Source organism: Bosea sp. 29B, from assembly GCF_902506165.1.
Classification (GTDB): Bacteria; Pseudomonadota; Alphaproteobacteria; order Rhizobiales; family Beijerinckiaceae; genus Allobosea.
On the sequence record NZ_LR733817.1, the window covers coordinates 2,375,137 to 2,401,953 of the forward strand.

The 26,817-nt window shown below is 67.6% G+C and carries 27 protein-coding genes; 12 read left to right on the top strand and 15 right to left on the bottom strand.

Annotated features, from left to right (window positions below; translation table 11 throughout):
* Nucleotides 1-54: 54 nt before the first annotated feature.
* Entirely contained in the window at nucleotides 55-510 is a 456-nt protein-coding gene (locus GV161_RS11615; RefSeq protein ID WP_152016122.1) for a MarR family transcriptional regulator, read from the top strand.
* Nucleotides 511-674: 164 nt separating this feature from the next.
* Here the strand turns inward: GV161_RS11615 and phnN are convergent, their stop codons facing one another.
* On the bottom strand, nucleotides 675-2,717 hold the full coding sequence (gene phnN, locus GV161_RS11620) for a phosphonate metabolism protein/1,5-bisphosphokinase (PRPP-forming) PhnN (RefSeq protein WP_152016121.1): 2,043 nt from the start codon (nucleotides 2,715-2,717) through the stop codon (nucleotides 675-677).
* 6 nt (nucleotides 2,718-2,723) lie between these two features.
* The gene (nadC, locus tag GV161_RS11625) at nucleotides 2,724-3,557 is read right to left on the bottom strand and encodes a carboxylating nicotinate-nucleotide diphosphorylase (protein ID WP_152016120.1); all 834 of its coding nucleotides are present in this window, start codon (nucleotides 3,555-3,557) and stop codon (nucleotides 2,724-2,726) included.
* Between the two features lie 391 nt (nucleotides 3,558-3,948).
* Between nadC and GV161_RS11630 the strand changes: the two genes are divergently transcribed.
* The 5 genes from GV161_RS11630 to GV161_RS11650 all read left to right on the top strand — a co-directional run bounded on the left by GV161_RS11630 (nucleotide 3,949) and on the right by GV161_RS11650 (nucleotide 8,037).
* Nucleotides 3,949-5,433, top strand: a complete 1,485-nt coding sequence (locus GV161_RS11630; RefSeq protein WP_152016119.1) for a 6-hydroxynicotinate reductase — start codon at nucleotides 3,949-3,951, stop codon at nucleotides 5,431-5,433.
* A gap of 4 nt (nucleotides 5,434-5,437) precedes the next feature.
* The gene (locus tag GV161_RS11635; protein ID WP_152016118.1) at nucleotides 5,438-6,325 is read left to right on the top strand and encodes a UPF0280 family protein; all 888 of its coding nucleotides are present in this window, start codon (nucleotides 5,438-5,440) and stop codon (nucleotides 6,323-6,325) included.
* On the top strand, nucleotides 6,318-6,902 hold the full coding sequence (locus GV161_RS11640; protein WP_152016117.1) for an amino acid synthesis family protein: 585 nt from the start codon (nucleotides 6,318-6,320) through the stop codon (nucleotides 6,900-6,902). The genes GV161_RS11635 and GV161_RS11640 overlap by 8 nt, the downstream gene beginning before the upstream one ends.
* Nucleotides 6,899-7,483, top strand: coding sequence for an amino acid synthesis family protein (locus tag GV161_RS11645; protein WP_152016116.1), 585 nt, complete (start codon nucleotides 6,899-6,901; stop codon nucleotides 7,481-7,483). The genes GV161_RS11640 and GV161_RS11645 overlap by 4 nt, the downstream gene beginning before the upstream one ends.
* Nucleotides 7,484-7,590: 107 nt before the next feature.
* A complete protein-coding gene (locus GV161_RS11650; protein WP_152016115.1) occupies nucleotides 7,591-8,037 on the top strand; it encodes a hypothetical protein in 447 nt (148 codons plus the stop codon).
* A 26-nt stretch (nucleotides 8,038-8,063) separates the two neighbouring features.
* Here GV161_RS11650 and GV161_RS11655 read toward each other — a convergent pair whose 3' ends face one another.
* The 7 genes from GV161_RS11655 to typA form a co-directional block, all read right to left on the bottom strand.
* On the bottom strand, nucleotides 8,064-8,843 hold the full coding sequence (locus GV161_RS11655; RefSeq protein WP_152016114.1) for an ATP-binding cassette domain-containing protein: 780 nt from the start codon (nucleotides 8,841-8,843) through the stop codon (nucleotides 8,064-8,066).
* A gap of 11 nt (nucleotides 8,844-8,854) precedes the next feature.
* Nucleotides 8,855-10,117, bottom strand: coding sequence for a sugar ABC transporter permease (locus GV161_RS11660; RefSeq protein WP_244624209.1), 1,263 nt, complete (start codon nucleotides 10,115-10,117; stop codon nucleotides 8,855-8,857).
* Between the two features lie 34 nt (nucleotides 10,118-10,151).
* Nucleotides 10,152-11,198: a D-xylose ABC transporter substrate-binding protein gene (xylF, locus tag GV161_RS11665; RefSeq protein ID WP_244624208.1), complete on the bottom strand. Its 1,047-nt coding sequence runs from the start codon at nucleotides 11,196-11,198 to the stop codon at nucleotides 10,152-10,154.
* Between the two features lie 224 nt (nucleotides 11,199-11,422).
* Complete coding sequence (locus GV161_RS11670) at nucleotides 11,423-12,655, bottom strand: hypothetical protein (protein ID WP_152016112.1); 1,233 nt, start codon at nucleotides 12,653-12,655, stop codon at nucleotides 11,423-11,425.
* A 153-nt stretch (nucleotides 12,656-12,808) separates the two neighbouring features.
* The gene (locus GV161_RS11675; RefSeq protein WP_152016111.1) at nucleotides 12,809-13,747 is read right to left on the bottom strand and encodes an aldo/keto reductase; all 939 of its coding nucleotides are present in this window, start codon (nucleotides 13,745-13,747) and stop codon (nucleotides 12,809-12,811) included.
* Nucleotides 13,748-13,867: 120 nt separating this feature from the next.
* Nucleotides 13,868-14,335 carry a hypothetical protein gene (locus GV161_RS11680; RefSeq protein ID WP_244624184.1) on the bottom strand — a complete coding sequence of 156 codons (468 nt, stop codon included), beginning with the start codon at nucleotides 14,333-14,335 and terminating at the stop codon, nucleotides 13,868-13,870.
* A 92-nt stretch (nucleotides 14,336-14,427) separates the two neighbouring features.
* On the bottom strand, nucleotides 14,428-16,251 hold the full coding sequence (typA, locus tag GV161_RS11685; RefSeq protein ID WP_152016109.1) for a translational GTPase TypA: 1,824 nt from the start codon (nucleotides 16,249-16,251) through the stop codon (nucleotides 14,428-14,430).
* A gap of 194 nt (nucleotides 16,252-16,445) precedes the next feature.
* Here typA and GV161_RS11690 point away from each other — a divergent pair, with 194 nt between their 5' ends.
* On the top strand, nucleotides 16,446-16,907 hold the full coding sequence (locus GV161_RS11690; protein WP_152016108.1) for an Rrf2 family transcriptional regulator: 462 nt from the start codon (nucleotides 16,446-16,448) through the stop codon (nucleotides 16,905-16,907).
* A complete protein-coding gene (locus tag GV161_RS11695; protein ID WP_201303013.1) occupies nucleotides 16,882-17,787 on the top strand; it encodes an NAD(P)/FAD-dependent oxidoreductase in 906 nt (301 codons plus the stop codon). Before GV161_RS11690 ends, GV161_RS11695 begins: the two co-directional genes overlap by 26 nt.
* A gap of 7 nt (nucleotides 17,788-17,794) precedes the next feature.
* Here GV161_RS11695 and GV161_RS11700 read toward each other — a convergent pair whose 3' ends face one another.
* Complete coding sequence (locus tag GV161_RS11700; RefSeq protein WP_152016106.1) at nucleotides 17,795-18,130, bottom strand: hypothetical protein; 336 nt, start codon at nucleotides 18,128-18,130, stop codon at nucleotides 17,795-17,797.
* 72 nt (nucleotides 18,131-18,202) lie between these two features.
* The gene (locus GV161_RS11705) at nucleotides 18,203-19,456 is read right to left on the bottom strand and encodes a TAXI family TRAP transporter solute-binding subunit (protein ID WP_159650230.1); all 1,254 of its coding nucleotides are present in this window, start codon (nucleotides 19,454-19,456) and stop codon (nucleotides 18,203-18,205) included.
* A gap of 130 nt (nucleotides 19,457-19,586) precedes the next feature.
* On the opposite strand from GV161_RS11705, the gene GV161_RS11710 reads away from it, so the two are divergent.
* The 3 genes from GV161_RS11710 (at nucleotide 19,587) to GV161_RS11720 (ending at nucleotide 22,318) form a co-directional block, all read left to right on the top strand.
* On the top strand, nucleotides 19,587-20,270 hold the full coding sequence (locus GV161_RS11710) for a phosphoribosylanthranilate isomerase (RefSeq protein WP_152016104.1): 684 nt from the start codon (nucleotides 19,587-19,589) through the stop codon (nucleotides 20,268-20,270).
* Complete coding sequence (gene trpB / locus GV161_RS11715) at nucleotides 20,267-21,484, top strand: tryptophan synthase subunit beta (protein WP_152016103.1); 1,218 nt, start codon at nucleotides 20,267-20,269, stop codon at nucleotides 21,482-21,484. The genes GV161_RS11710 and trpB overlap by 4 nt, the downstream gene beginning before the upstream one ends.
* 96 nt (nucleotides 21,485-21,580) lie before the next feature.
* The gene (locus tag GV161_RS11720) at nucleotides 21,581-22,318 is read left to right on the top strand and encodes an SIMPL domain-containing protein (protein ID WP_159650231.1); all 738 of its coding nucleotides are present in this window, start codon (nucleotides 21,581-21,583) and stop codon (nucleotides 22,316-22,318) included.
* Between the two features lie 3 nt (nucleotides 22,319-22,321).
* Here GV161_RS11720 and GV161_RS11725 read toward each other — a convergent pair whose 3' ends face one another.
* On the bottom strand, nucleotides 22,322-23,167 hold the full coding sequence (locus GV161_RS11725) for an aldo/keto reductase (protein ID WP_152016101.1): 846 nt from the start codon (nucleotides 23,165-23,167) through the stop codon (nucleotides 22,322-22,324).
* 153 nt (nucleotides 23,168-23,320) lie between these two features.
* Between GV161_RS11725 and GV161_RS11730 the strand changes: the two genes are divergently transcribed.
* Nucleotides 23,321-24,106, top strand: a complete 786-nt coding sequence (locus GV161_RS11730) for a prolyl oligopeptidase family serine peptidase (protein ID WP_159650232.1) — start codon at nucleotides 23,321-23,323, stop codon at nucleotides 24,104-24,106.
* Nucleotides 24,107-24,115: 9 nt separating this feature from the next.
* On the opposite strand, the gene GV161_RS11735 is transcribed toward GV161_RS11730, so the two are convergent.
* The 3 genes from GV161_RS11735 to accD are packed head-to-tail and all read right to left on the bottom strand — an operon-like array spanning nucleotide 24,116 to nucleotide 26,809.
* Nucleotides 24,116-24,529, bottom strand: a complete 414-nt coding sequence (locus GV161_RS11735) for a hypothetical protein (protein WP_152016099.1) — start codon at nucleotides 24,527-24,529, stop codon at nucleotides 24,116-24,118.
* A 22-nt stretch (nucleotides 24,530-24,551) separates the two neighbouring features.
* The gene (locus GV161_RS11740; RefSeq protein ID WP_152016098.1) at nucleotides 24,552-25,874 is read right to left on the bottom strand and encodes a folylpolyglutamate synthase/dihydrofolate synthase family protein; all 1,323 of its coding nucleotides are present in this window, start codon (nucleotides 25,872-25,874) and stop codon (nucleotides 24,552-24,554) included.
* Between the two features lie 35 nt (nucleotides 25,875-25,909).
* Nucleotides 25,910-26,809 carry an acetyl-CoA carboxylase, carboxyltransferase subunit beta gene (gene accD / locus GV161_RS11745; RefSeq protein ID WP_152016097.1) on the bottom strand — a complete coding sequence of 300 codons (900 nt, stop codon included), beginning with the start codon at nucleotides 26,807-26,809 and terminating at the stop codon, nucleotides 25,910-25,912.
* Between the last annotated feature and the right edge of the window lie 8 nt (nucleotides 26,810-26,817).

A 26,817-nucleotide genomic window follows, 5' to 3' on the forward strand; every position in this document is an offset into this window, starting at 1 on the left:
ACTTTTGCCGGACATGCTCTAGAAATATCGTTCGTATACGAACGAGGATCAGCGATGGCGCGACCGAGCAGTGCGGCCGAGACGCCCGAACCCGCCGACGAGAGCTATGATCTCGCCGAGCAGGTCGGCTTCATAATGCGCCAGGCGGCGCAGCGCCATGTCTCGATCTTCAACGAGATCATGGGCAGCGACCTGACGCCGACGCAATGGGCAGTGCTGGCGCGGCTCTATCAGGATGGCGGCTCCTCGCAGAACCTGCTCGGACGCCAGACCGCGATGGACGCTGCCACGATCAAGGGCGTGGTCGACCGTCTTCTCAAGCGCAAGCTGGTCCAGACCAAGCCCGACCCGGAGGATGGCCGCCGGCTCATCGTCGAGCTCAGCCCGGCCGGCGTCGACTATACCCGCGAATTGCTGCCCAAGGCGGAGACGGTGACCAAGGTCACGCTCGCCCCGCTCGCGACCAACCAGCGGGCGACGCTGATCGCCTTGCTGAAGCAGCTGCGCTGAACCTCTTCAGGTCAATCCACACAAACGCTGGTCATCCCGGGCGACCGAAGGGAGACCCGGGATCCATGCCTGAGCCTTTCCGATAAAGTTCAGGCATGGATCCCGGCTCTGCGCCGCTGCGCGGCTTGACCGGGATGACTCGCGTTTCGATTTTCGCGACGCGGCTAGCCGATCACGTAGCAGTCGCAACTCTCAGCCATCGCCTTCGCTTCATCGAGATCGCTCGAGGCGCTGGCGTGGATCGCGAAAAGCGGATCGCCCACGGCAACTGCATCGCCGACATGGCGGCGCAAATCGATGCCCGCCGCCTTGTCGAAGGGCGCTCCGGCGCGCCTTGCAATACCGGCGACCGCCCAGCCGTCGATCTCCGTGACCGTGCCGGCGGTGGGCGAGCGTACGGTATGGACCAGCAGCCCTGGCGCCACCGGCGGCTCGCGCCGCCCCTGCGCATCGATGATCCGCTCGAAGGCGGCGCGCGCCGCGCCGGAGCGCAGCAATCCTTCAGCCCGCTCTCGCCCGGCCGCGGCCGAGCCGAGCGCCGGATCCCAGGCGAGGATGCGGCTGGCGAAGAACAGCGCCTTCTCGACCAGGTCGGCCGGCGCCTGCGGGTCGTTGTCGAGCACCCAGCCGACATCGCGGCATTCGAGTGCAGGGCCGATGCCGCGCCCGATCGGGCGGCTCCCATCGGTCGGAAAGGCGTTGACGACGAGGCCGAGCCCGGCGCCGACCGTCTCGAACAACTGCGCCAGCTCGGCGGCTTCCGCTTCGCTCTTCAGCTTGGCGCGCGGGCCATAGGGCAGGTCGACGATGACATGGGTCGAGCCGGCCGTGAGCTTCTTCGACAGGATCGAGGCGACCGACCAGCGGTTCGAATCGATGCCGAGCGGCCGCGTGATCGCGTTCATCACGTCGTCGACGACGGAATGGTTGAGTCGCCCGTTCCAGGCGATGCAGCCGCGCGCCTTCTCCACGCAGGCGCGCAACTCGGCCGGGTTGAGCTCGACGCGGGCGAGCGCCTCCATCGCGTCTGCCGTGCCCGCCGCCGAGGTGATGGCGCGCGACGAGGTCTTGGGCATCAGGAAGGCGCCATGCGCCGCGACGATCGGCACAACGATCAGCGTGATCCGGCTGCCGGGAATGCCGCCCATCGAATGCTTGTCGACGACAATCCTGTCCGGCCAGGTGATTGTCTGGGCGAAGCGGCTGCGCACCCGCGCCAGCGCGACGACCTCGTCGTCCGTGAGCTTCTGCGTTGCCGCGACCAGGAAGGCCGCGACCTCGCCATCGGGATAGCGGGCTTCGACGATGTCGCGGATCAGCGTGTGGTATTGCTCTTCGGTGAGCTCGCCACCCTGGATCTTGCGGGTCAGCGCTGCCCGGCTCTCGGGCGAGGGCGTACGCCGGAGCGTGACCTCGCTGCCTTCTGGCAGGCCGAGCTCGTCGAAAGCCTCGGCCGACAGGCCGATCTCGTCGCCGGCGAGCAGCGAGGGCAGGTCGATCACCTGCACATCCGAGCGGGTGCTGGCTGTGGCTCCCGAAATCTCCACCCGGCCTGGTCCGAGATAGTCGAAGCCGTTGACGATCTCGCCCTTGGCCGGGAGGTAGGCGCAGTGCGCCCGTCCCGCGAAGAGCGGCAGCCGGCGCAGGCGCATCGTGTTGGCCGCGGCCTCGACCGCGGCGATGAAGCGCTCGATGCCGATCTCGACGCTCTGGTCGTTGCAGATCGTCGCCGCCCGGATGCCTTCCGGGCGCGGCTCGACCGTGCGCGACAATCGCTTCTCGATCGCCTCGCCGCTCTCGCGTCCGCGCCCGGCGATGCGGGCTGCGAGCACTTCGGGCGGCGCCGTCACCTCGACCACGACGAAACGCGGCAGGCGGCCAGCGAGCGCCGCGATCGTGGCACGCGAGCCATTGGCGATGACGTTGCGACCGGCCTCGACCAGGCGTTTCAGCTCGGCCGGCAAGCCGTAGCGCAGGCCGTGGGCGCCCCAGGTGATCAGGAAATCGCCCTTGGCCTCGCGTGCGTCGAAGGCCTCGTCCGTCGCCGCCTCATGGTCCTCCCCCGGCGATCCGGCCGGGCGGGTGACGACACGGCGCGCGAAGACATAGCGACCGGTCGGCTCCAGCAGGGCGCGGGCGCCGTCGATCAGCGAGTCCTTGCCGGCCCCGCTCGGGCCGACGATCAGGAAGAAGGTACCGGGCCGCATCTTTGCTCAGGCTTCGTCGAGGCCGATATCCACCGCCGGCGCCGACTGGGTGATCTTGCTGGTCGAGATGTAGTCGACACCGGTCCTGGAGATCGGGCCGATCGTGTCGATGTTGATGCCGCCGGAGGCCTCGACCTTGGCGCGGCCGGCGATCAGTTCGACCGCCTTGGTCATGTCGGCGACCGACATGTTGTCGAGCATGATCACGTCGGCGCCGGCCTTGGCGGCCTCTTCGACCTGCTCCAGCCGATCGCACTCGACCTCGAGCTTGGTCAGCACCGGCAGCTTCTTGCGGGCGCGTTCGACGGCGGCGGTGATGCTGCCGCAGACGGCGATGTGGTTGTCTTTGATCATCACGCCATTGTCGAGGCCGAGGCGGTGGTTGAGGCCGCCGCCGCAGGTCACGGCGTGCTTCTCCATCATGCGCAAGCCGGGCGTGGTCTTGCGGGTGTCGATCAGGCGCGCCTTGCTGCCGGCCATGGCGGCGGCGTAGCGGGCGGTCTCGTTGGCGATGCCGGAAAGGCGCTGGGCGATGTTGAGCGCGGTGCGCTCGGCAGTGAGCACGCTGCGGGCAGAGCCCTCGATCTCGACCAGGATCGCGCCCTTCTCGACCTTGTCGCCGTCCTTGACGCGCAGGGTCACCTTGAGCTCGGGGTCGTAGCGCTTGAACACGCGGGCCGCGACCTCGACGCCGGCGACGATCATCGGCTCGCGGGCGTTCATGTGGAACTTGCCGGTCTCATTCGGCTCGATCATCACCTGGACGGTGAGGTCGCAGGCGCCGATATCCTCGACAAGCCAGTGGTCGATCAGGCGGTCCGTGGCGAAGACGTCATACATGGCAGGGCCCTCTCTCCCGCGGCGATGCCGCTCCAAACATGTTTGTATGCAAACAATAGCAGCGGGAAAATTTGGCTGTCAATGCGCCATTGATGCCGTGCGTGCAACCAGCAATCACGTCATCCAGAGGTCATCTCCGCCGGGTAGAAATCCTGCCTGATGGCGCCACAAATAATCTTGTATGCAAGATTGGGCGGCCGTACCTCCTCTTTGCCGACGAATCAGCGCGAGCGCGGCCCAGGCGGCTGAGGTCGTGGGCCAATCCCGGAATCGGGCGTAGAGTGGGCGCTGTCTCACGCCTCGCCGCTGTCTTGACTTGGTCTAAGAGGCGCGCCAGTATCGTTTGTACACAAACAAAATCCTTAAGACCCGCTCTGCGGGAGGATCAAGCATGGCGCTGGACGAAGCGAGCCCGGTCGCGGACGACAAGATCCGCTGCGATGCCTGCCCGGTGATGTGCTTCATCAAGCCGGGCGCCGTCGGCGCCTGCGACCGCTACGGCAATGTCGACGGCGAGCTGGTGCGGATGGAGCCGCATATCGTGCTCGAGCGCACGCTGGAGCATGGCGGCGAAATCGTTCCCTTCGCCGGATCGCGCGAGTGGGACGGCGAGATCGTGCACCAGCAGGGTACCTTCATCACCGCGATCGGCGCCGGCACAACCTATCCCGACTACAAGCCGGCCCCGTTCATCGTCTCCTCGCAGGTTGACGGCGTCGACATGGTCACCGTCGTGACCGAGGGCATCTTCAGCTATTGCGGCGTCAAGGTGAAGATCGACACCGACCGCTTCCTCGGCCCGGAACAGGCGACGGTGCGCGTCGAGGGTGAGGCGATCGGCCACGTCACCACCGGCGAATACGGCTCGCAGATGCTTTCGCTCGGCGGCGTCCACCACCTCACCGGCGGCTCGAAGAAGGAGGGCCGCGTCACCTGCGACGCGCTGCTCCAGCTCAGCAACGGCAAGGCGGTCGAGCTCACCATCGACGAGGGCGAGACTGTCATCGTGCAGGCCGGCAAGCCGCCGATCGTCAACGGCATCCAGGAGAGCCGGATGCGCGTCGGCTGCGGCTCGGCGACGATCGGCATCTTCGCCAAGCAATGGCATGGCAAGGTCGACGAGGTCGTCGTCGTCGACGACCACATCACCGGCGTGCTCTCCGAGCATCAGGCCGGCAAGCTGCTCGGCATGGCCGGCACCGGCATCAAGATGAAGGGCCGTCGCTCGACGCCCGGCCGCTATTTCCAGGTGGCGCAGCCCGGCACCGGCTGGGGCGGCACCAATATCAGCGATCCGCTGACCATTCTCGGTCCGTTCGATCCCAAGGTCGCCTATCCCGGCCTGCGTCTGCTGATGGTCTCGACCACCGGCGAGCACGCCGCCTATTACGAGCTCGACGAGAACCTTCAGCCCGTCGAGACGCAGATGCCGCAGCCGCTGGTCGAACCGGTCGAGCGCATCGCCGAGAATTGCGAGCCGGCGCTCTCGACCGTGCTGTTCATCGGCGGCGCCGGCGGCTCGCTGCGTGCCGGCGTCACCGAGAATCCGGTCCGCCTGACCCGCTCGGTCAAGGATGCGCTGACCTATGTCACCTGCGGCGGCGCGCCGGTCTATATCTGGCCGGGCGGCGGCATCACCTTCATGGTCGACGTCACCCGCCTGCCCGAGAACGCCTTCGGCTATGTGCCGACGCCGGCGCTGGTCGCGCCGCTCGAATTCACCATGAGCCTGACCGATTACGAGGCGCTTGGCGGCCATATGGACGCGATCCAGCCGCTGGCTTCGCTCAAGGGCGGCAGCCGCCTGCGCTTGCCGCAGCGCCCGGACAATCCCTGGCCGTTGGCGCCGGAGCAGCCGCGCCGCTCGCTCGGCTAGGCCGATGTGGGAGAAGCCCTCCGCGCGGATTCTGCCGGATGGCAGGCGCCTGCTCCTGCAGCAGGGGCCGATCGATCTCGTTATCGAGGCGGTTGGCGAGCAAAGCGCGGTCAAGGCCGCGCATGAGGCGGCCATCCTGCGCTTCGACGGTCTGCTTGCCGAACTCTGCGACGAGTTGAAGCTGCTGCGCACCGCCGTCAGCAGGACGAGCCCGCTGCCGCTCGGCCCAGTCGCCAGGCGCATGCATGCGGCGGTAGCTCCCTTCGCTGAGACCGGCTTCATCACGCCGATGGCGGCCGTCGCCGCCTCGGTCGCGCAGGAAATCCTCGGCGTGATGTGCCAGGCCGCGCCGCTCTCCCGCGCCTATGTCAACAATGGCGGCGATATCGCCCTCTATCTCGCTTCCGGCGAGCAGTTCCGTATCGGGCTGGTGAAGCGGCCCGATCGGCCGGAGTTCTTCGCCACCGCGACGATCCGGCCCGAGGACGGCGTCGCCGGCATCGCCACATCCGGCTATCCCGGCCGCAGCTTCTCATTGGGGATCGCCGAGGCGGTGACCGTGCTGGCGCCCACCGCGGCCATGGCCGATGCCGCCGCGACAGTGATCGCCAATGCGATCGATTTACCGGGCCATGCCGCAGTCGAGCGCCAGCCAGCCAGTTCCATCCAGAGCGACAGCGACCTTGGCGAGCGACTAGTCACCCGCCATGTCGGCCCGCTTGCCACCGGCGAGATCGAGACCGCGCTCGCCGCCGGCGTCGCTGAGGCGGAGCGCCTGCGCGCCACAGGCCTGATCGTCTCGGCCGCCATGCATCTTCAGGGCGTGAGCCGCACGCTTCCCACGCCTATGATCGTTCAAGAAGACCCCGAGAGGAGACTTGCCCGTGCCTGAGATCGCCGTCCGCAAATACGCCGTGACCGTCGAGGAGATCCATCACGAGGGCGGCCCGGCCGCTGCGGTTCCGCTGAAGCGCGGCGCGGCGCTGGCCGTGATCGCCAACCCCTACGCCGGCCGCTATGTCGAGGACATCCAGGGCTTCATGGATGATCTGAAACCCTTCGGTCTCGCCATGGCGCAGCGCCTGCTCGCCGCGATGGGCGGCGATGCCAAGGCGATCCAGGGCTATGGCAAGGGCGCCATCGTCGGCGCCGCCGGCGAGCTCGAGCACGGCGCGCTCTGGCATGTACCGGGCGGCTACGCCATGCGCGAACTGCTGGGCGATGCCAAGGCGATCGTGCCTTCGACCAAGAAGGTCGGCGGCCCCGGCACGCGCCTCGACATCCCCGTCACCCACGTCAACGCGTCCTATGTCCGCAGCCATTTCGACTCCTTCGAGATCGGCATCACCGACGCTCCCCGCGCCGACGAACTGCTGTTTGCGCTGGTGATGACGACCGGGCCGCGCATCCACGCCCGCGTCGGCGGGCTCAAGGCGAGCGAGATCAAGGGCGAGGACGGCCTGCGATGAAAGCCAGGATCCGCAAGATCGTCACCGTCCTCGACGAGACCCATAGCGAGCTTGGCCGTGCCGTCTCGCCGCCGATCAAGCGCGCTGCCGCCGTCGCGGTGATCGCCAATCCCTTCGCCGGCACCTATCAGGATGACCTCTCCGAGCTGATCGATATCGGCGAGGAGCTCGGCGACCTGCTCGGCCGCCATGCGCTGGCGGCGCTCGGCATCGAGGGCGAGGCGGTCCAGGGCTATGGCAAGGCCGCCGCCGTCGGCGAGGACGGCGAACTGGAGCATGCCGCCGCGATCCTGCATCCCAAGCTCGGCGCGCCCCTGCGCAAGCTGCTCGGCAAGGCGCCGGCCCTGATCCCGTCCTCGAAGAAGCGAGGCTCGCTCGGTGTCGTCCTCGACGTGCCGCTCGGCCACAAGGCCGCGGCCTATGTCCGCAGTCATTTCGACGGCATGGAAGTGCGCATTCCCGACGCGCCGCGCGCCGGCGAGATCGTCGTCGCGGTCGCCCTGACTAGCGGCGGCCGGCCCTTGCCGCGCGTCGGCGGGCTCACCCATGCCGAGGCGAAGGGCGAGGACGGTTTGCGGTAGTTCACTTCCTTCTTCTCGGAGCGTCTTGCGAATAGCACGAAAGGCGGCGAAGCTGAAGGCGAGGAGCCTGCATTCATCATGGCTCAATCTTGTGCATGGGCTGAGCCATGAAGCTCTATTCGTTCGCCTCCGATAACCTGACGAATATCTGGGCAGGAATAGGTGCTGGGCTATGGGCAGTTGGGGAGAGCGACGATTCGACGTTTGTCAAAGGGCGTATAACGAAGGCTGATCGTATGCCAATTGGCGCTTTTGGCATTCTCTATTGTAATGAGACTCGTAGCCTTACCGTTCCATTCGTCGTTTACTCCAAAGCCGACCCTGAACGAACCGAGTCGCAGGTATGGTCGAAGTCTTGGGTTCTTCCGTTTTTAATTAAACCGTTGGGCACGCCGCGTCGGCAATTGTCCCGAGATCGCGCGCGAGAGATTTTGCTGTCGTTATCCGGCAAGCGGTTCGAAAGTCTTTTTCTCGTTCAAGGCCAGTTTGCATTTCAAGCAACCGACGTGGCAGACGAGGATTGGGCAGTTCTTATCCGGGAGCTCGCCGAATAAGGCAACGCGCGCTTTCGCGAACAGCGCTAGCTGCGTAGCGCGCCCGGCCCGGCCACAGCGCCGGGCGGGCATTTGCCGGAAATAATCATGCCCAGCACTTCGTCCTGCGTGACGTCGCGGACATGGGCGGTGCCGACGACCTTGCCGTTCTTCATCACGCTGACGCGGTCGGCGAGGTCGAAGACATCGTGCAAATCATGGCTGATCAGGAAGATGCCGATGCCCTGCTTCTTCAGCTCGAGGATGAGGTCGGCGACCTGCTTGGTCTCGGCCGGGCCGAGCGCTGCGGTCGGCTCGTCCATGATCAGCACCCGCGCGTCGAAATAGATCGCGCGGGCGATCGCGACCGACTGGCGCTGGCCGCCGGAAAGCGCCTTCACCGGCTCCTTGAAGCGGCGGAAATGCGGGTTGAGCCGGCCCATCACCTTGCGGGTCTCGGCCTCCATCGCGCTGTCGTCGAGCGTGCCCCAGGAGGTCAGGAGCTCGCGACCGAGGAAGATGTTAGCAGCGGCGTCGACATTATCCGCCAGAGCGAGCGTCTGGTAGATCGTCTCGATGCCGTGGCGCTTGGCGTCGCGTGGGCTGGAGATCGCGACAGGCTCGCCGGCGATCCTGATCTCGCCGGCATCGGCGCGATAGGCCCCCGACAGGATCTTGATCAGCGTCGACTTGCCGGCGCCGTTATGGCCGAGCAGGCCGACGACCTCGCCGGCATGGAGATCGACGCTCGCATGGTCGACGGCCTTGATGCCGCCGAAGGCGATCGAGATCTCGCGCATCTCGACGAGGGGCGTAGTTGCGTCCATGGCGCCCTCCTTCAGCCCAGCCGCTTGCGATAGAGCCCGTCGAGCCAGACGGCGAGGACGAGCACGATGCCGACGACGATGTTCTGCAGCGGAGTGTCGACGCCGATCAGCACCATGCCCGACTGCAGCGACTGCATCACCAGGGCGCCCAGCATCGCGCCGGCGATGGTGCCGACGCCGCCGGCGAGCGAGGTGCCGCCGATCACCGCCGCGGCGATGACATAGAGCTCGTCGAGCTGGCCGGCCGAATTGGTCGCGGCATTGAGGCGGGCGGTCGAGATGCAGGCGGCGATGCCGACCAGCATGCCCATCAGCCCGTAGACCAGCATCAGCACTTTGCGCGTATTGACGCCGGAGAGCTGGGCTGCCTCGGGATTGCCGCCGATCGAGAAGACATAGCGGCCGAAGCGCAGGCGCCGCGCCAGGAAGCTCATGGCGACGCCGACCGCGAGCGCCAGCAGCACCGGCACGGCAAGGCCATGGCCGATCACGAGCCCGCCCTCGGGCCAGCTTCCGCCCTTCGCCTCGACGAGGCGGCGGGCGACACCGGCCGGCAGGGCATAGGCATTGGCGATCGCGACCGCGCCGATCACCGTGCCGCAGGCGAGCGCGGCGAGCACGATCTCGGCCCAGAGCGGGCGCAGGGCGAAGCCATAACGCTTGCGCCGGCGCCGCGCGAAGCCGATGCCGGCAACGATCAGGGCGCAGATGACGAGGCCGATCGCCCAGGAGGCGGTGGTGCCGATCGCCCCCTCGATGCCGCCGCCGAGCGGGCGGAAGCGCGAATCCATCGGCGCGATGGTCTGGCCCTGCGTCACCCACCAGGCGCCGCCGCGCCAGACCAGGAGCCCACCGAGCGTGACGATGAAGGAGGGGATGGCGAGATAGGCGATCAGCGCGCCCTGGAACAGGCCGATCAGCCCGCCGAGCGCGACCGCCGCCGCGATCGAGATCAGCCAGGTCGCCGGATGCTCGAAGCCGATCAGATCGGGCAGCAAGCGGGCCTGGATGAGGCCGGTGACCATGCCGACGAAGCCGAGCATCGAGCCGACTGAGAGGTCGATATTGCGGGTGACGATGACCAGAACCATGCCGCAGGCCATCACCGCAACCGAAGCGGTCTGGACCGAAAGGTTCCAGAGATTGCGCGGCGTCAGGAAGGCGCCGCCCGAGAGCCAGTTGAAGCCGAGCCAGATGGCTGCCAGCGCGGCGATCATGCCGACCATCCGCGCGTCGAACTCGATCGCGCGCAGATGATCGGCGAACGTCTTCACATCCTGCGACGGCGCTGCCGGCGCGGGTGCAGCTTCAGTCACAGGCCTTGACCTTGCCGGCGGCGACGCCCTGGCAGACGGCGGCCTTCGGCGCCCAGCCGGCGTCGATCACCACGCCGAGATTGTCCTTGGTCACCGGAACCGGCTTCAGGAACAGCGCGGTCATCTTGGCCTTGCTCGGGCCCTGGTCCCAGCTGGTCGTGCCGGCGATATCGGTCAGCTTGGCGCCGCCGGCGAGTTTGATTGCGATCTCGCCGGCATTGCGCCCGAGCTCGCGCGCATCCTTCCAGATCGTCACTGTCTGAGTGCCGAGTGCGATACGGTTCAACGCGGCGCGGTCGGCATCCTGGCCGGTGACCGGGACCGAGCCGGCGAGCCCCTGGGCGGTCAATGCCGCGATCGCGCCACCGGCCGTCCCGTCATTGGCGGCAACGACGACATCGACCTTGTTGGCGTTGCGCGTCAGGATCTGCTCCATATTGCGCTGGGCATTCGCCGGCAGCCAGTTGTCGGTGAAGGCCTCGCCGATGTTCTTGATCTTGCCTGCGTCGATGGCGGGCTTCAGGATTTCGATCGAACCATTGAAAAAGAAGGCGGCGTTGGGATCGGCGCTCGAGCCCTTGATGAAGGCGTAGTTGCCCTCTGGCTTCGCCTTCAGGATCTCGCGCGCCATCATCCGGCCGACTTCGACATTGTCGAAGGTCAGGTAGAAAGCCTGCGGGATCTCGATCAGCCGGTCGTACCCGACCACCGGAATGCCCTCGTCGACCGCCTTCTGCACCGCCGGGCGGATCGCCTGCGCATCCTGCGCCAGCACGATGATCGCCTTGGCGCCGCGGGCGATCAGGCTCTCGACATCGGTGAGCTGCTTGGCCGGCGAGGATTGGGCGTCGGCCGAGAGATAGGTGCCGCCGACCTTCTCGATCGCGGCCTTGATTGCCGCCTCGTCGGTCTTCCAGCGCTCCTCCTGGAAGTTCGACCAGCTGACCCCGATCACCGGGCCCTTGCTCTGGGCGAAAGCGGGGAATGCGCTGCCGAAGGCCGCGAGCGCGAAGCCCGCGGCGAGAAAATGGCGTCTCAACACGGCGTTTCTCCCTCGTTTGCGGCCGCGCGCTTTCGTGCGGCGCGTCGGATTGGAGGGAAGGTGATCTGATCAGCCCGGACCCGTCAAGCTCACATTGAAGGCAGTGTCGATTGCACGCAGGACGCGCATGTAATCGATTTCGCCTGCGGACGAGCGATTGGTTCCGGATGGGATTTCATGTGACGGCACGTGGCGTCATTCGCCGGCAAGACCCAAGGGGGCTAGCGACAGAGCGTGGCACGCAGGTTCGGCAGGCGCAGCACCTCAGCGGCAGTCCCGGTGCGCTGCCAGCTGGCAGGGCTGCTGTCCTCGGCCGGTGGGTCGACACGCAGGAAGACGGCGCTCCGATCAGTAAGTCGGCAAATGAACTCGCGCTGAATCTCGGCCGTCATCGGCCCCTCGGGTGCAGAGCCGTCCTCGTTCGACGCGACGATCAGCGGGCTCCCAGGCAGGGTTATCGTGACGGTCCGCAAGCGTGTCGGAAGCGCTGCCTGGCCGATGAAGAGCTGAAACTGCAGGGCGGCCGTCTGCTGGTACCGACCCTCTCCGACCGACAGCGCCAATCGCAGGATGCTGCCGCGATGCGGGCCGAGCTCGACCGAGCCGATCGGGGTAGCCGGCGCGACCAGCGTTGCCGGCAGCACTGGTGCCGCGCCTAGGTTGGCAGGTCCGGTCGAGCCTCGCAGGGACCTGGAGGTCGAGAAGGCGAGCGAAGCCGGCCCGACTTCCGTCGCGATCGTGGTCGCCTGCATCTCGTCGGGCTTGAGGTAGCGCATCGTGTCGGCGGGCGTGGACACGGTCACCTCGAGGAAGGAGCGGTCGAGCCCCATCGCTTCGAGATAGCGCCTCATCTTGGCGTCGATTTCGCCGGTCGCCTGCTCCTGCTTGACCGTCCGTGTTTCCGTTCTCTCGTCGACCAGTTCCTTGCGCCCGCGCACGATCTTGTAGTCGCGCACCGTCGTGGTTTCGGTCTCGACGATGGTCTGCTGGTGCACGCCGATGCGCGATTGCGGCGGGATGATCCGGCGTTGCCCTCCGGCAAGGAGAAGCGTGCAGGCCGAGGCGCAGAGCGGACTGCGCTCGTCGATCGTGCCGAGCGCCGGGTCGCGCTGGCTGAAGACGGTGCGGGCGACGGCGATGTCGAGGCCGCTCTTGCGGACGAGCTCGCCCATGGCGATCGCCGTCTCGACCGTGCCGCCGGTCGAGTAGACCAGCAGCGGCAGCTTGCGCCCGTTCAGCTCGGCGAGCGCCCGGCGCAGTTCGGCGAGCGTGTCCTTGCCGATCGCGCCCTGGGCGGCGAGCCATTCGCGGCAATCGGGTTCGCAGGGCTCGGCGCTGCGCGTCAGCACGATGCGCATCGGCTCCGGCGGAGGTGCCGCAGCAGGCTTGTCCTGCGCCACAGCCGGCAAGGCGGCTAGGCACAGGGCGAACGCCAGGAGACGGGCGATGCGCATCACGGAGTCGGCGGCCTCAACTGCAATTGCGCAAGGGAAACCCAGGCGCGGGGATTTGACAACAGTCTCCCTGCCCCGTCGCATGGACAGTGAGACAGCGTAAACGCTTTCGCTTGGCGGTTGGGCTTCTTTGAGGCGCTCTCGCGGCCGATTTCAGCGCGTGATCGCGTCGATCTCGGCGAGCTCCTCCGGGGTCAGCACCCAGTCCGCCGCCTTGACGTTGGCTGCAACCTGCTCCGGCTTCGTCGCACCGGCGATGACGCTGGAGACGACTGGCTGAGCCGCGAGCCAGGAGAAGGCGAGCTCCAGCAGCGTTTTTCCGCGTGCGTCGCAGAAGGCGGCGAGCTTCTCGGTCCTGGCCCAGTTCGTTTCGGTCAGCACCTCGCCGGCGCGCTGCGCCTCGCGGGTCATGCGCGCACCCACCGGCATCGGGGCGCCGCGCTGGTACTTGCCGGTGAGCAGGCCGTTGGCGAGCGGGAAATAGGGCAGAAGCCCCATGCCGAAATGGCTGATGGCCGGGATCAGCTCCTTCTCGGCGCCGCGCACCAGCAGGCTGTACTCGTCCTGGGCCGAAGCGAAGCCTTCAAGGCCGAGCGTCTTGGCCGTCCAATGTGCGTCGGCGACCTGCCAGGACGGCAAGTTCGAGCAGCCGATATAGCGGACCTTGCCCTGGCGGATCAGGTCGTCGAGGGCGCGCAGCGTTTCCTCGATCGGAGTCAGCGGGTCGGGCCGGTGCAACTGGTAGAGATCGATCCAGTCGGTCTTCATCCGCTTCAGCGAGGCCTCGACCGCCTCGATGATGTAGCGCCGCGAGCCGCCCTTCTTCACGCCCTCCTCGTCCATGTTCATGCCGAACTTGCTGGCGAGCACGATGTCCTTGCGGCGGGCGCCGAGCAGTTCGCCGAGCGCCAGCTCCGAACCGCCGCGATTGCCGTACATGTCGGCGGTGTCGAACAGGGTGATGCCCTGCTCGATCGCGGCGTCGACCACCTTGCGCGCCGCCTCGAGGTCGATCCGGCCGCCGAAATTGTTGCAGCCGAGGCCGACGAGCGAGACGCGCAGGCCGGAGCGGCCGAGATTGCGGAACTGCATGGTGACATCCTTCCCCTTTGAGCGGAGCGCAAGGGAGCAGAGCTGAAAGCGGGAGACAATCGCACCTGTTGCAAGGCAGGCCCGCAATGGCTGAGCAGCCCGACCTCGTTAGCCCAAGCTTTACAGCCAACCGGCCTTGCTGAGCACGTCACGGGCCAGCTCGGGCGGAGTGCGGCCGTCGGTATCGATTATGACGAAACCGTCCGGCGCCTCGCCTGCCATCCGGCTGGCCTGCCGCAACGAGCGTTCGATCTGGGCCTCACGCCCCGCGCCCGTCTCCCGGCGGTCGAGACGCTCGAGCAACGCCTCGTCGCCGGCGCGCAGCCGCACCACGGTGATGCGGGCGTCGGGAATGGCGGCGAGGATCCAGCTTTTGTCGAAACCGACATGCAGCATCACGCCCGACATGATCAAGCGGGTATGGCCGAGCGCGCGATAGGTGCCCCAGAGAGCGGCGAGATTGAGCTGGCTGAGGTCGCGGGCGCCGGGCGCAAGGGGAGCGAGTTCCTCCGCACCGGGCTTGGGGAAGACGCGATCGAGTTCGTCGCTCTCGATCGCGACATGGGCGATGCCGGCCTCAGCCAGCACATCCCCCATCTCCCAGCACAGGGTCGACTTGCCGACCCCGGCCGGGCCGGTGATCAGCAGGATCTCGACGGGAGCGTTGGCAGCGGCCAGGCTCAGGCGACTTCCGCCTTGATCTTCTGCGAGCGCTTGCGCTCGTTGGGGTCGAGGATGCCCTTGCGCAGGCGGATCGACTTCGGGGTGACCTCGACCAGCTCGTCATCGTCGATCCAGGCGAGCGAGCGCTCCAGGGTCATCCGGATCGGCGGCGTGAGGCGGACGGCCTCGTCCTTCGACGTCGTGCGGATGTTGGTGAGCTTCTTGCCCTTGAGCACGTTCACCTCGAGATCGTTCTCGCGGGTGTGCTCGCCGACGATCATGCCCTGATAGACCTTCCAGCCGGGCTCGATCATCATCGGGCCGCGGTCTTCGAGGTTCCAGAGCGCGTAGGCGACGGCCTCGCCGGTCTCCATCGCGATCAGCACGCCGTTGCGGCGCCCGCCGATCTCGCCCTTATAGGGCAGGTAGTCGTGGAACAGCCGGTTCATGATCGCGGTGCCGCGCGTGTCGGTCAGCAGTTCGCCCTGATAGCCGATCAGGCCGCGGGTCGGGGCGTGGAAGACGAGGCGCAGGCGATTGCCGCCCGACGGACGCATCTCCAGCATGTCGGCCTTGCGCTCGGACATCTTCTGCACGACGACGCCGGAATGCTCCTCGTCGACGTCGATGACGACCTCCTCGATCGGCTCCAGCAGCTGGCCGGCCTCGTCGCGCTTCAGCACGACGCGCGGACGCGAGACGCCGAGCTCGAAGCCCTCGCGGCGCATCTGCTCGATCAGGATGGCGAGCTGCAATTCGCCGCGGCCGGAGACGATGTAGCTGTCCTTGTCGGAAGCTTCCTCGATCTTCAGCGCAACATTGCCCTCGGCCTCCTTGAACAGGCGGTCGCGGATGACGCGGGTGGTGACCTTGTCGCCTTCGGTGCCGGCGAGCGGGGAATCGTTGACCATGAAGGTCATCGACACCGTCGGCGGATCGATCGGCTGGGCCTTGATCGGGGTCTCGACCGAGGGGTCGCAGAAGGTGTCGGCGACCGAGCCCTTGACCAGGCCGGCGATCGAGACGATGTCGCCCGGGATCGCTTCCTCGATCGGCGTGCGCTCGAGCCCGCGGAAGGCGAGGATCTTGGTGATGCGGCCGGTCTCGACGGTCGAGCCGTCACCCGAGAGAACCTTGACGGTCTGGTTCGGCTTGGCCGTGCCCGAGACGACGCGGCCGGTGATGATGCGGCCGAGATAGGGGTTGGCCTCGAGCAGCGTGCCGATCATCCGGAACGGCCCCTCCTCGATGCGCGGCTCCGGCACATGCTTCAGGATCAGGTCGTACATCGGCGCCAGGCCCTGGTCCTGCGGACCTTCCGGCGAGGGCGCCATCCAGCCCTGCTTGCCCGAACCGTAGAGGATCGGGAAGTCGAGCTGCTCGTCGGTGGCGTCGAGCGCGGCGAAGAGGTCGAAGACCTCGTTGATCACCTCGGTGACGCGGGCGTCGGGCTTGTCGACCTTGTTGATCGCGACGATCGGGCGAAGGCCGAGCTTCAGCGCCTTGGAGACCACGAATTTGGTCTGCGGCATCGGGCCCTCGGCAGCGTCGACCAGCACGATCGCGCTATCGACCATGTTGAGGATGCGCTCGACCTCGCCGCCGAAATCGGCGTGGCCGGGGGTGTCGACGATGTTGATGCGCGTATCCTTCCAGACCACCGAGGTGGCCTTGGCCAGGATGGTGATGCCGCGCTCCTTCTCGAGGTCGTTGGAATCCATCACCCGCTCGGCGACGCGCTGGTTCTCGCGGAAGGCGCCGGACTGCTGCAGCAGCTTGTCGACGAGCGTGGTTTTGCCGTGGTCGACGTGGGCGATGATGGCGATGTTGCGCATGGACATGCGAGAAGCGGCCTTGGTTCAAGACCGCGAGCCGGCAGGGAAAACCCGGCCGGCGCAGCCTGTGCGTTGCGTGAATCTGGAATTCGTTGCGCTGCACATAAACGCTTGACGCCGTTTGGGCAACCGCAACCGCGCGATGCCCGTACTTCACGGGGCGCTTGACAGGGTCATAATCATGTAACATTGAAAGTTACATGAAACAGGACAGCCGGCTCTCAGCCACCCTGCACGTGCTGCTGCACATGGCCGATCGCGGCGCCCCGATGACCTCGGAGGAGCTCGCGGCTTGCCTCGGCACCAATCCGGTCGTGATCCGCCGCACCATGGCGGGCCTCAGGGAAACCGGGCTGGTTCGCTCCGAAAAAGGCCATGGCGGCGGCTGGACGCTGGCGCGTGCGCTCGATGCGATCACGCTTGGTGACGTCCACCGCGCGCTGGGCGAGCCCGCTTTGATCGCACTCGGCCATCGCAGCGAGCAACCGCAATGCCTAGTCGAGCAGGCGGTCAACGCGGCGCTGGGTGAAGCGTTCGCGGAAGCCGAGGCGCTGCTCGCCGGCCATTTCGACCGGGTCCGGCTGTCCGATCTCGCGGCGGATTTCAGCCGCCGCTTCGATGAACGGAGACAAGCCCATGCCAAACGCGACCACGCCCTATGACGCCATCATCGTCGGCGGCAGCTTCGCCGGCCTCTCGGCCAGTTTGCAGCTGGCGCGGGCGCGCCGCCGCATCCTGGTGATCGACGAAGGCCAGCGGCGCAACCGCTTCTCCAGCCATTCGCATGGCTTCCTCGGCCAGGATGGGCGCGAGCCGGCGGCGATCGTCGCAGAGGCGAAGGCGCAGCTCCTCGCCTATCCGACTGTTGCGTGGCGGGACGCCAGGGCGAACAATGCCGAGATCAAAGAAGACGGTTTTGCGGTCGCGGATTCCGGTGGTCATCAGCACCAGGCGCGCCGCCTCCTGCTCGCGACCGGCGTGCGCGACGAGCTGCCCGCGATCCCCGGCCTGAGGGAACGCTGGGGCAAGAGCGTGCTGCACTGTCCCTATTGCGACGGCTACGAACTCGGGGGCGGCAAGCTCGGCGTGCTGGCGAGCGGCTCCTTCTCTGCCCTGAAGGCGGCGCTCGTCGCCGATTGGGGCGACGTCACGCTGTTCCTCAACGGTGAGGCCGAGCCGGACGCCGAGGCGGCCGCCCTGCTGGAGCGGCGCGGCGTTGCTGTCGAGCGTGCTCGGATCGTGGCAGCCGAGGGCGACGGGACGGCGATGGCGGGCCTGCGCCTCGCCGATGGCCGGTTGGCACCGGTCAAGGCGCTGTTCGTGGCCGCCGGCATCTGCCCGGCGAGCCCGCTGGCGGAAGAGCTCGGCTGCGCTTTCGATGACGGCCCCTTCGGTCCGCTGCTGCGCGTCGATGGGATGAAGCAGACGAGCATTGCCGGCGTCTACGCGGCGGGCGATGCCGCAACGGCCCGGCACAGCGTCGCGCTTGCGGTCGCCGACGGTGTCGTCGCCGGGACCGGCCTGCACATGTCCCTGCTCTAGCGCCGGGTCACGACTTCCGGCAAGCGTAGGGCATGAAGGTCGAGGAGAGCCTCGCATTCATGCCCGCCATCACCATGACATTGGCGAAGTTGAGCTCCTCGGCGCTGCGCGGGCAGACGTCGAGCGGGCTCTGACAGCCGGAGGCGATGAAGGCGTCGTTGCCGGCGATGAATTCCTGCCCGAGCCCCTTCCTGCCGAAGCGCTTGAGCGCCTCGTCATAGGCGCTGCGCCAGCGCTCGCATTTCACCTGCGGCCAGTTCTCCGGGACCTGAGCGTGGAGCGGCACGGTAGCGGAGAGCGCCAGCAGCGTCCCGAGGGCAAGAGAGGCGAAGGCGGAAGTCATGAGGAAGTCTCGAAGCTGTCGGTGCGGTCGCGCCACCCGCATGAACGCGCTTTGCGGCAGGAATAAAGCTGATCACTCGGCTTCCGCTTCGGCCAGGACGATGCGCCTCTCGGTCGCCGCGCGGCCGAGCTGGTCCATCGCGAAGCGATAGGCTCCGATACCGCCGGAATCGATATCGCCACGCGCATAATTCGCCAGCACGCCGGCGAGGATGGCATCGGCCTCGCGCTCCATCGCCGCCAGATCCGGCTCGTCCTCGGCGGTCCGCATCGCCGCGAGCAGGACGACGAGACGGCTGAGGTCCGCCATCGCGCGCTTGCGGCGCGTCGAGCTGTCGTAGCCGAGCAGGCCGGCCGCGCCGGAGCCGACCAGCGAGAGGGCCATCACGCCGAGATAGAACCAGTCGCCATAGCGCTCGAAGAAGGTTTCCTGCTCGCCATCGATGAAGGCGGCAGCGCCGGTATGCACGGCGAGCGGCGCGTCCTTGTCGGTCTCCGGCGTCTCCAGCCCCTGGATCGCCGGCAGGTCGGTGGCGAGCGTGACGCGCAGCGACAGGATCGCGCTGACGAGCTCGCCGACCCTGGCGTCGTCGAGCGATTGCGCCGCCATCAGGCGCGAGGTGATCGAGATGCTCGGCAGGTTCTCGGCCGGCACAGGCGGATCGCCGCCGAGCGCGCCGCGGACGATCTCGCCGCTCTCGATGGCGCGGTTGCGGGCGGCGAGCGCGTCGGCCTCGCGGATCGGGATGATGGTCGGGCTCTCGCCGAACGCCCGGTGCAGGCGCGTGCCGACCTCGGTGACGACGCGGGCATTCAGCACGTTGACGGCGAAGAGCACGTCGATATGGCCATCGGCGATGGCGGCAGAGACATCCTCGGGTCCGAGCGGAACGATCGTCACCGCTTCCGGCGAGACCTCGTATTGCGAGAGCACGAGCTTCAGGAGGTCGAGATTGCCGGATGGCGCCCGCACCACGCCGATCCGCTTGCCGCGCAAGCCCGAAATCCGGTCAGTGCCGAGATCCTTGGAGCCGATGAAGAACGGGAAGGAACGGCGGGTGATCAGCGCGGTATCGGCCTTGGCCGGCAGCGCGACATCGGGGCGGACGATGGCGAGGTCGACCTTGCCGGCATCGATCTTCCTGGCGCTCTCGGCCGAGCCCTCGGTCAGGACGAGCCGCAGGCGCACCGGCTTCTTCTCGCGGCTGAGGCCCTGGACGAGGGCGGCGGCGAGCCTGGCATCGTCGGAGCCGAGCGGGCCGACCGCGAGCTTCAGCGTCCGGGGCTGGCTCCACATGTAGATGCCGAGCGCAACGAGACCAGCCATCAGCAGGAGCGCCGCCAGACCTGCAAAGAAACGCCGCCCCATTCGTCGCCCGCTCTCGCCCCCGTGCTTCGGTTTCGACCGGCATCATGTCACGAGTGCGGCGGGGAGGGCTATGTGCTAGAGCGCCCGAATGACACATGGCGACGCCTTTTCGATCAAGATCTGCGGCCTCTCGACTCCGGAGACGCTGGAGGCCGCGCTCGCTGCCGGCGCCGACATGATCGGCCTCAACTTCCATCCGAAGAGCCCGCGCTATGTCACGCCGCAGCGCGCTGCGGAGCTGGCCGACCAGGCACGCGGCCGGACCGGGATCGTCGCGCTGGTCGTCGACTACACACTTCAGCAGGCGGCCGAGCTCGCGCGGATCGTCCGGCCGGACTGGATGCAATTGCACGGCAAGGAGGCGCCGGAGCTGGTCGCCGCGATCAAGGTCGCGACAGGTCTGCCGGTGATGAAGGCGCTGGGCGTCGCCAGCGCTGCCGACCTGGAGCATGTCGCGCGCTATCACGGCATCGCCGACCATATCCTGCTCGACGCCAAGCCGCCGAAGGACGCCGCCTATCCCGGCGGGCACGGCCGGCCCTTCGACTGGGGCCTGCTCGCCGGCCTCGACCCGGCTTTCCGCTTCATGCTATCGGGCGGGCTCGATCCGGCGAATGTCGCGGAGGCCATCCGTGCCACACGACCGGCCGGCGTCGACGTCTCCTCCGGGGTCGAAAGCGCGCCCGGCATCAAGGATGCCAGGAAGATCGCGGAATTCGTCAGGGCTGCCCGTTCGGCGGCTGCACAGTTGAAGAAGGCAGGCCAGGCATGAACGCGCCGCACGCACCGAACAGCTTCCGGAACGGCCCGGACGAGAATGGCCGCTTCGGCCAGTTCGGCGGCCGCTTCGTCGCCGAGACGCTGATGCCGCTGATCCTCGAGCTGGAGCAGGCCTACAACGCCGCCAAGGCCGACCCCGCCTATCAGGCCGAGATGACGAGCGGGCTGAAGCACTATGTCGGCCGGCCCTCGCCGCTCTATCTCGCCGAGCGTCTGACCGAGCATTTCGGCGGCGCCAAGGTCTACCTGAAGCGTGAGGAGCTGAACCACACCGGCTCGCACAAGGTGAACAACGTGCTCGGCCAGATCCTGCTCGCCCGGCGCATGGGCAAGAAAAGGATCATTGCCGAGACCGGCGCCGGCCAGCACGGCGTCGCCACCGCGACGCTCTGCGCCCGCTATGGCCTGGAATGCATCGTCTACATGGGTGCGGTCGACGTCGCCCGGCAGGCGCCGAATGTCTTCCGCATGCAGATGCTGGGTGCGACGGTGGTGCCGGTCGAATCCGGCACCAAGACGCTGAAGGACGCGATGAACGAGGCGCTGCGCGACTGGGTGACCAATGTCGCGTCGACCTTCTACTGCATCGGCACCGTCGCCGGTCCCCATCCCTATCCGGCGATGGTGCGCGATTTCCAGTCGATCATCGGCAAGGAGACGCGCGAGCAGATGCAGGAGATGGAAGGCCGCCTGCCGGATTCGCTGATCGCCTGCATCGGCGGCGGCTCCAATGCAATGGGCCTGTTCCATCCCTTCCTCGACGATCCGAGTGTCGAGATCTACGGCGTCGAGGCCGCCGGCCACGGCATCCCGTCGGGCCTGCACGCGGCTTCGCTGACCGGCGGGCGCCCCGGCGTGCTGCACGGCAACCGCACCTACCTCTTGATGAACGAGGACGGGCAGATCAACGACGCCCATTCGATCTCGGCCGGGCTCGACTATCCCGGCATCGGCCCGGAGCATTCCTGGCTGCACGATATCGGCCGCGCCACCTATCTCTCGGCGACGGACGAGGAGGCGCTCGAGGCGTTCCAGCTGATCTCGAAGCTTGAAGGCATCATCCCGGCGCTGGAATCGGCGCATGCGCTCGCCCGCGTCGCCGAGCTCGCCCCGAAGAAGCCGAAGGACCATCTGATGGTCGTCAACCTCTCCGGCCGCGGCGACAAGGACATCCCGCAGGTGGCGGAGATTCTGGCGGGGCGGTGACGCGCAGCGTCGTGATGTTGCCCCAATAGGTTGCGCATGGTCGCGCCGTGGAAGCGGTATCCGCTTCTGCGGACTAATCCTCAGCGAAGGACGATCATGACGAAGACCAAGAAGGCCCTGCTCATCGCCGCGCTCGCGGCGCTCGCCGCTCCCGTGCACGCCCAGACCGCTGGGCCACTGGCGCCGGCGGAAGGCATCGTGATCCAGACCACCGGCGAAATCAGGGTGAGGCCCGATCTTGCCACCGTCCATGCCGGCGTGGTCAGCGAGGGCAAGACCGCCGCGGAAGCGTTGTCGAAGAACACCCCGGCGCTGGCCAGGCTGATCGAGGCGGTCAAGGCCGCCGGCGTCGTCCAGGGCGACCTCTCGACCTCGCAGATCGCACTGACGCCGCGCATGACGCAGCCTTCGGCCTCGTCCTCGCCGCAGGCGCGCGCGCCGAAGATAGACGGCTATGAGGCGCGCACCGGCATCACCGTGATTGTGCGCGATCTCGCCAAGGCCGGCCCGCTGATCGATGCGCTGGTCGCCGCCGGGGCCAACGACATGTCGGGCATCAGCTTCGGCCTTGCCGACGAGGACAAGGCCAAGGACCAGGCCCGCGACAAGGCGGCTGAAGCGGCGCGCACCCGGGCCGAGATCTATGCCAAGCGTCTCGGCGTCAAGGTCGGCGAGCTCGTCTCGATCGTCGAGGCGGAAGCCGAGCCGCCGATGCGGCCGATGGGCGATACACGCGCCTATCGCATGGCCGCCGGCGCCGCGCCGGTGCAGGTCGAGCCGGGCGAGGTCACCGTCAGCGCCGCGCTGCGCACGGTCTGGCGGATCGAGAAGTAACCGCTATAGCATCGGCAGCCCGCGCGGTTTCGGACCGCGCGGGAAGGCGGCATCGAGCCGGGCGATGTCCTCGGCACTAAGTTCAAGCTTCAGCGCACCGGCATTGTCTTCGGCATGGCTTGCTTTCGCGGCTTTCGGGATCGCGAAGATGCTGGGATTGCGCGTCAGGAAGGCGAGAGCCACTTGCCGTGGGCTCGCGCCATGCGCGGCGGCGATTTCGGCCAAGACCTTGCCTTGCGCCGAGCCTCCCTCCGGAAAATCATCTTGCCCGAACGGGCTGTAGGCGGTGACCGCGACGCCATTGCGCTCGCACCAGGGGATCACGGCGTGTTCGATCGCCCGCTCGCGCAGATGGTAGAGCACCTGGTTGCAGGCGATCTTGCCTAGGCCGGCGGCCCGCAGGGCCTCGTCGAGATCGGCGACGTCGAAATTGCTGACGCCCCAGGACAGGATCTTGCCCTCGGCCTTGAGCTCCTCGAACGCCGCGAAGGTCTCGGCCAACGGATAGGAGCCGCGCCAGTGCAGCAGGTAGCAGTCGAGCCGGTCGGTCCTGAGCCGGCGCAGCGACTGCTCACAGGCCTTGCGCGTGCCGGTTCTCGAGGCGCTGTGCGGCAGTACCTTCGAGACAAGGAAGACCTCGTCGCGTAGTCCGGCGAGCGCTTCGCCGGTGATCTCCTCGGCGCGACCATCGCCATACATCTCGGCGGTGTCGATATGGGAGAGGCCGAGGTCGAGCCCGCGCCGCAGCGCCGCGATCGCCTCGCTGCGCGGGGCACGTTCGATGTTCCAGGTGCCCTGGCCGATCCGTGAGACCGCGGGGCCGCCTTTGCCGAATGCTGCTGTCGTCATGCGCATGATCCTAGCGATCCTGTTCGGGCAAGGCCATGGCGGGGGCGTCCTTGTCGTCACCCGCGGAAGCTGCAATCCATTGGAGATGTCGCGGCTGGGGAGCTGATAATGCGCAGGATCGTTGCAGCACTGGCTTCGGCCGGAGTGGTCCTTATGCTCGCTGCTGCCGCGGCGGCTGAAACGGTCGAGGCCCTGCAGGCGCGCGTCGATGATCGGCAGATCGCCGTCTATGTCCACAGGCCGGCGGGATCCGGTCCTTTCCCGGTTCTGGTGTTGTCGCATGGCAGCCCGCGCGATGCGGCGGGCCGGGCAGAGTTCGGCAAGGGCACGCTCGCTGCGGTGGCGCGCCATTTCACGGCGCGCGGCGTGATGGTCGCGGTGCCGATCCGGCGCGGCTATGGCGCGGAAGGCGGCGGCTGGGCCGAAGGCTATGGCGCCTGCGACCGGGCCGAGTTCCATCGCGCCGGTTTGAACAGCGCGCGCGACATTCGCGCGGCGCTCGATGCGGTGCTGTCGCGGCCGGATGCCGACGGCCGCCGCGTCGTGCTGATGGGCGTGTCGGCCGGCGGCTGGGGCTCGCTCGCGGCCGCCTCGCAATCCGTTCCCGGCCTTCTCGGTGTCGTCAATTTCGCGGGCGGCCGCGGCTCGCTGAAGGCCGGCGAGGTCTGCTCCCCGGATGCGCTGGTCTCGGCCGCAGCGCGCTATGGCAGCGGCTCACGCGTGCCGCAGCTCTGGCTTTACAGCAGCAATGACCGCTTCTTCGGACCCGAGATCGCCGGCCGGCTCCACCGCGCCTTCCAGGAGGCGGGAGGCAGGGCGGAATTCGTCGCAGCGCCGCCCTTCGGCGAGGACGGGCATCGCTATATCCGCGCGATCGGCCAGTGGCAGGGCAAGGTGGACGGCTTCCTGGCGACGATCGGCTTCACCGGCCGGCGCTGACGGCCGGCTTCAACGGACATCCACCTCATAGCGGCCATGGCGGATCTCGCCATCGGAATAGCGCACGCGCACCTCGAAAGCGTCCCGGCCGCGATAGTCGGGAGCGGAGGTGTATTCGAAGGCGAGTGCCTTGCCGACCTTGCCGTCGCAGTGCTGGTAGGCGCCGGGGCCGTAGACGGCTGTGGCCTTGCGCGTCAGCATCCGCACGCTGCCATGCTGCGGCTTCTGGGTCAGCACGGCGGTCGGCCGCTTCACCTGCCGGCAACGCGTGTCCATGGTCATGTAGGTCTGCTGCATGAAGGTCGGCTCGCCGGCAGCCGCGCGGTCGACGCCGTCAGCGCCCTTGTCGCCCGAGGTCACGCAGCCGCCGAGCGCCCCGCAGAGCAGGATGAGGCCGAGCGTCGTCAATTCGGAGATCGGCATGGCGCTCCTCGTCGCGGGTGGGTCAAACCGGCGGTGTGCCGTTGGCCGCCAGCACCTCGCCGGCGAGGTAGAGCGAGCCGCAGATCAGGATGCGCGGCGGTGCCGGCCAGTTCCGCGACGCGATCTCCCGCAGCGCCTGTTCCACCGAGCCGGCGACCTCGGCCTTCAGGCCCGCTTCGCGTGCCAGGGTCGCGACCTCTTCGGCCGTGCGCGCCGCGAGCTGGTTCTGCATGGACACGGCGAACAGGACCTGCGCCAGCCCCTTGAAATGGCCGAGCGTGGCGCGCGCATCCTTGGTCGCGAGCAGGCCGGCGATCATCACGAGCGGGGCCGGGTTCTTCTCCTCGAGATCGGCCATCGCCTGGGCGAGCACGCGCCCGCCATCGGGATTGTGGCCGCCGTCGAGCCAGAGCTCGGCGCCCACAGGTGCGAGCTCGGCGAGCTTGCCGCGCGCCAGCCTCTGGAGGCGCGCCGGCCATTCGGCCTCGGTCATGCCGCGCTCGAAGGCGGAGGCCGGCAGGCCGCCATAGCCGGCGGCGCGCAGGGCCGCGATCGCGGTGCCGGCATTGATGTGCTGGTGGCGCCCGGCGAGGCGCGGCAAGGGCAGGTCGAGCAGGCCGTCTGCATCCTCATAGACCAGCCGGCCGCCATCCTCGTGGACGTTGAAATCCTGCATGCCGACCAGCAGCTTCGAGGCGCCGACGCGCTCGGCCGCGGCTTCCAGCACCGCGGTTGGTTCCGGCTCCTGCGGCGCGATCACTGCCGGGGCGCCGCGCTTGAAGATGCCGGCCTTCTCGCCGGCGATCTTGGTGACGGTGTCGCCGAGATATTCGGCATGGTCGAGCGAGACCGACGTCACCACCGTGCAGGCGGGGTGGTCGATGACGTTGGTCGCGTCGAAGCGTCCGCCGAGCCCGACTTCGAGCAGCACGACGTCGGCCTTGTGCTCTGAGAAGAGCAGGAAAGCGGCGGCGTTGGTGATCTCGAAGAAGGTGATGGGATCGCCGGCATTGGCCTTCTCGCAGCGCTCCAGCGCATCGACCAGCAGCGCTTCGTCAACGAAGCGCCCGCCGCCCGGTTGGCCGAGCCGGATGCGCTCGTGGAAGCGCACCAGATGCGGCGAGGTATAGACATGGACGCAGAGGCCCGCCGCTTCGAGGATCGCCCGCATGAAGGCGATGGTCGAGCCCTTGCCGTTGGTGCCGGCGACATGGATCACCGGCGGCAGCTTCTTCTGCGGATCGCCCAACCGCTCCAGCAGGCGCAGGATGCGCCCGAGCGAGAGGTCGATCAGCTTGGGATGCAGCGCGAGGAAGCGCGCCAGCAAGAGGTCGGATGTGCTCATGCGGACACCGGCCTCCCGGCCGGGGGTGAAAGCGATCAGGCGGCGCTGGCCGGCAGCGGCTCGGGTTCAGGGGCGTTGACGGCCGGCAGCGGCTGCTTCGTGAAAAAGCGGCCGAGCCGCGCCAGCGTTGCCGGAATCTCGTGGCGGTGGACGACCATGTCGACCATGCCGTGCTCTTTCAGATATTCGGCGCGCTGGAAGCCATCAGGCAGTTTTTCGCGGATCGTCTGCTCGATCACGCGCGGTCCGGCGAAGCCGATGAGGGCGCCCGGCTCGGCGATGTGGACATCGCCCAGCATGGCGTAGGACGCCGTGATGCCGCCGGTCGTCGGATCGGTGAGCACCACGAAATACGGCAGCTTGGCTGCCTTGAGGCGCCGCACGGCCACGGTCGTGCGCGGCATCTGCATCAGGGACAGGATACCCTCCTGCATGCGCATCCCGCCGCCGCAGGCGAACACGACCAGAGGCGTCTTCTTCTCCAGCGCCGTCTCGGCGGCCTTGATGAAGGCCTCGCCGGCGGACATGCCGAGCGAGCCGGCCATGAAGTGGAAGTCCTGGACGGCGACCGTCATGGGCAGGCCCTGGACGCGGCCATAGCCGACCTTGATGGAGTCCGCTGCGCCGGTCTTGGTGCGGGCGTCCTTGATCCGGTCGGTATAGCGCTTCTCGTCGCGGAACTTGAGCGGATCGGCCACGGTCTCGGGGAGGGCGACGTCGATCCACTTGCCTTCGTCGAAGGTCAGCCGCAGCCGGTCCTGCGCGGTGACGCGCATATGGTGGTCGGAGCCGGGGATGACGAAGCCATTGGCCTCGACATCCTTGTGGAAGACCATCTGCCCGGAATCCGGGCATTTGATCCAGAGATTCTCCGGGGTCTCGCGCTTGAACAGCGTCTTGATGCGCGGACGGACGACTTCGGAAATCCAGTTCATCGGATCAT

Excerpts from the sequence above, each read along its gene's own strand:
- GV161_RS11615 (WP_152016122.1), top strand. The coding sequence starts at position 55 with ATGGCGCGACCGAGCAGTGCGGCCGAGACGCCCGAACCCGCCGACGAG.
- phnN (WP_152016121.1), bottom strand. The coding sequence starts at position 2,717 with ATGCGGCCCGGTACCTTCTTCCTGATCGTCGGCCCGAGCGGGGCCGGC.
- nadC (WP_152016120.1), bottom strand. The coding sequence starts at position 3,557 with ATGTATGACGTCTTCGCCACGGACCGCCTGATCGACCACTGGCTTGTC.
- GV161_RS11630 (WP_152016119.1), top strand. The coding sequence starts at position 3,949 with ATGGCGCTGGACGAAGCGAGCCCGGTCGCGGACGACAAGATCCGCTGC.
- GV161_RS11635 (WP_152016118.1), top strand. The coding sequence starts at position 5,438 with ATGTGGGAGAAGCCCTCCGCGCGGATTCTGCCGGATGGCAGGCGCCTG.
- GV161_RS11645 (WP_152016116.1), top strand. The coding sequence starts at position 6,899 with ATGAAAGCCAGGATCCGCAAGATCGTCACCGTCCTCGACGAGACCCAT.
- GV161_RS11650 (WP_152016115.1), top strand. The coding sequence starts at position 7,591 with ATGAAGCTCTATTCGTTCGCCTCCGATAACCTGACGAATATCTGGGCA.
- GV161_RS11655 (WP_152016114.1), bottom strand. The coding sequence starts at position 8,843 with ATGGACGCAACTACGCCCCTCGTCGAGATGCGCGAGATCTCGATCGCC.
- GV161_RS11670 (WP_152016112.1), bottom strand. The coding sequence starts at position 12,655 with ATGCGCATCGCCCGTCTCCTGGCGTTCGCCCTGTGCCTAGCCGCCTTG.
- GV161_RS11675 (WP_152016111.1), bottom strand. The coding sequence starts at position 13,747 with ATGCAGTTCCGCAATCTCGGCCGCTCCGGCCTGCGCGTCTCGCTCGTC.
- typA (WP_152016109.1), bottom strand. The coding sequence starts at position 16,251 with ATGTCCATGCGCAACATCGCCATCATCGCCCACGTCGACCACGGCAAA.
- GV161_RS11690 (WP_152016108.1), top strand. The coding sequence starts at position 16,446 with ATGAAACAGGACAGCCGGCTCTCAGCCACCCTGCACGTGCTGCTGCAC.
- GV161_RS11695 (WP_201303013.1), top strand. The coding sequence starts at position 16,882 with ATGCCAAACGCGACCACGCCCTATGACGCCATCATCGTCGGCGGCAGC.
- GV161_RS11700 (WP_152016106.1), bottom strand. The coding sequence starts at position 18,130 with ATGACTTCCGCCTTCGCCTCTCTTGCCCTCGGGACGCTGCTGGCGCTC.
- GV161_RS11705 (WP_159650230.1), bottom strand. The coding sequence starts at position 19,456 with ATGGCTGGTCTCGTTGCGCTCGGCATCTACATGTGGAGCCAGCCCCGG.
- GV161_RS11710 (WP_152016104.1), top strand. The coding sequence starts at position 19,587 with ATGACACATGGCGACGCCTTTTCGATCAAGATCTGCGGCCTCTCGACT.
- trpB (WP_152016103.1), top strand. The coding sequence starts at position 20,267 with ATGAACGCGCCGCACGCACCGAACAGCTTCCGGAACGGCCCGGACGAG.
- GV161_RS11720 (WP_159650231.1), top strand. The coding sequence starts at position 21,581 with ATGACGAAGACCAAGAAGGCCCTGCTCATCGCCGCGCTCGCGGCGCTC.
- GV161_RS11725 (WP_152016101.1), bottom strand. The coding sequence starts at position 23,167 with ATGACGACAGCAGCATTCGGCAAAGGCGGCCCCGCGGTCTCACGGATC.
- GV161_RS11730 (WP_159650232.1), top strand. The coding sequence starts at position 23,321 with ATGCTCGCTGCTGCCGCGGCGGCTGAAACGGTCGAGGCCCTGCAGGCG.
- GV161_RS11735 (WP_152016099.1), bottom strand. The coding sequence starts at position 24,529 with ATGCCGATCTCCGAATTGACGACGCTCGGCCTCATCCTGCTCTGCGGG.
- GV161_RS11740 (WP_152016098.1), bottom strand. The coding sequence starts at position 25,874 with ATGAGCACATCCGACCTCTTGCTGGCGCGCTTCCTCGCGCTGCATCCC.
- accD (WP_152016097.1), bottom strand. The coding sequence starts at position 26,809 with ATGAACTGGATTTCCGAAGTCGTCCGTCCGCGCATCAAGACGCTGTTC.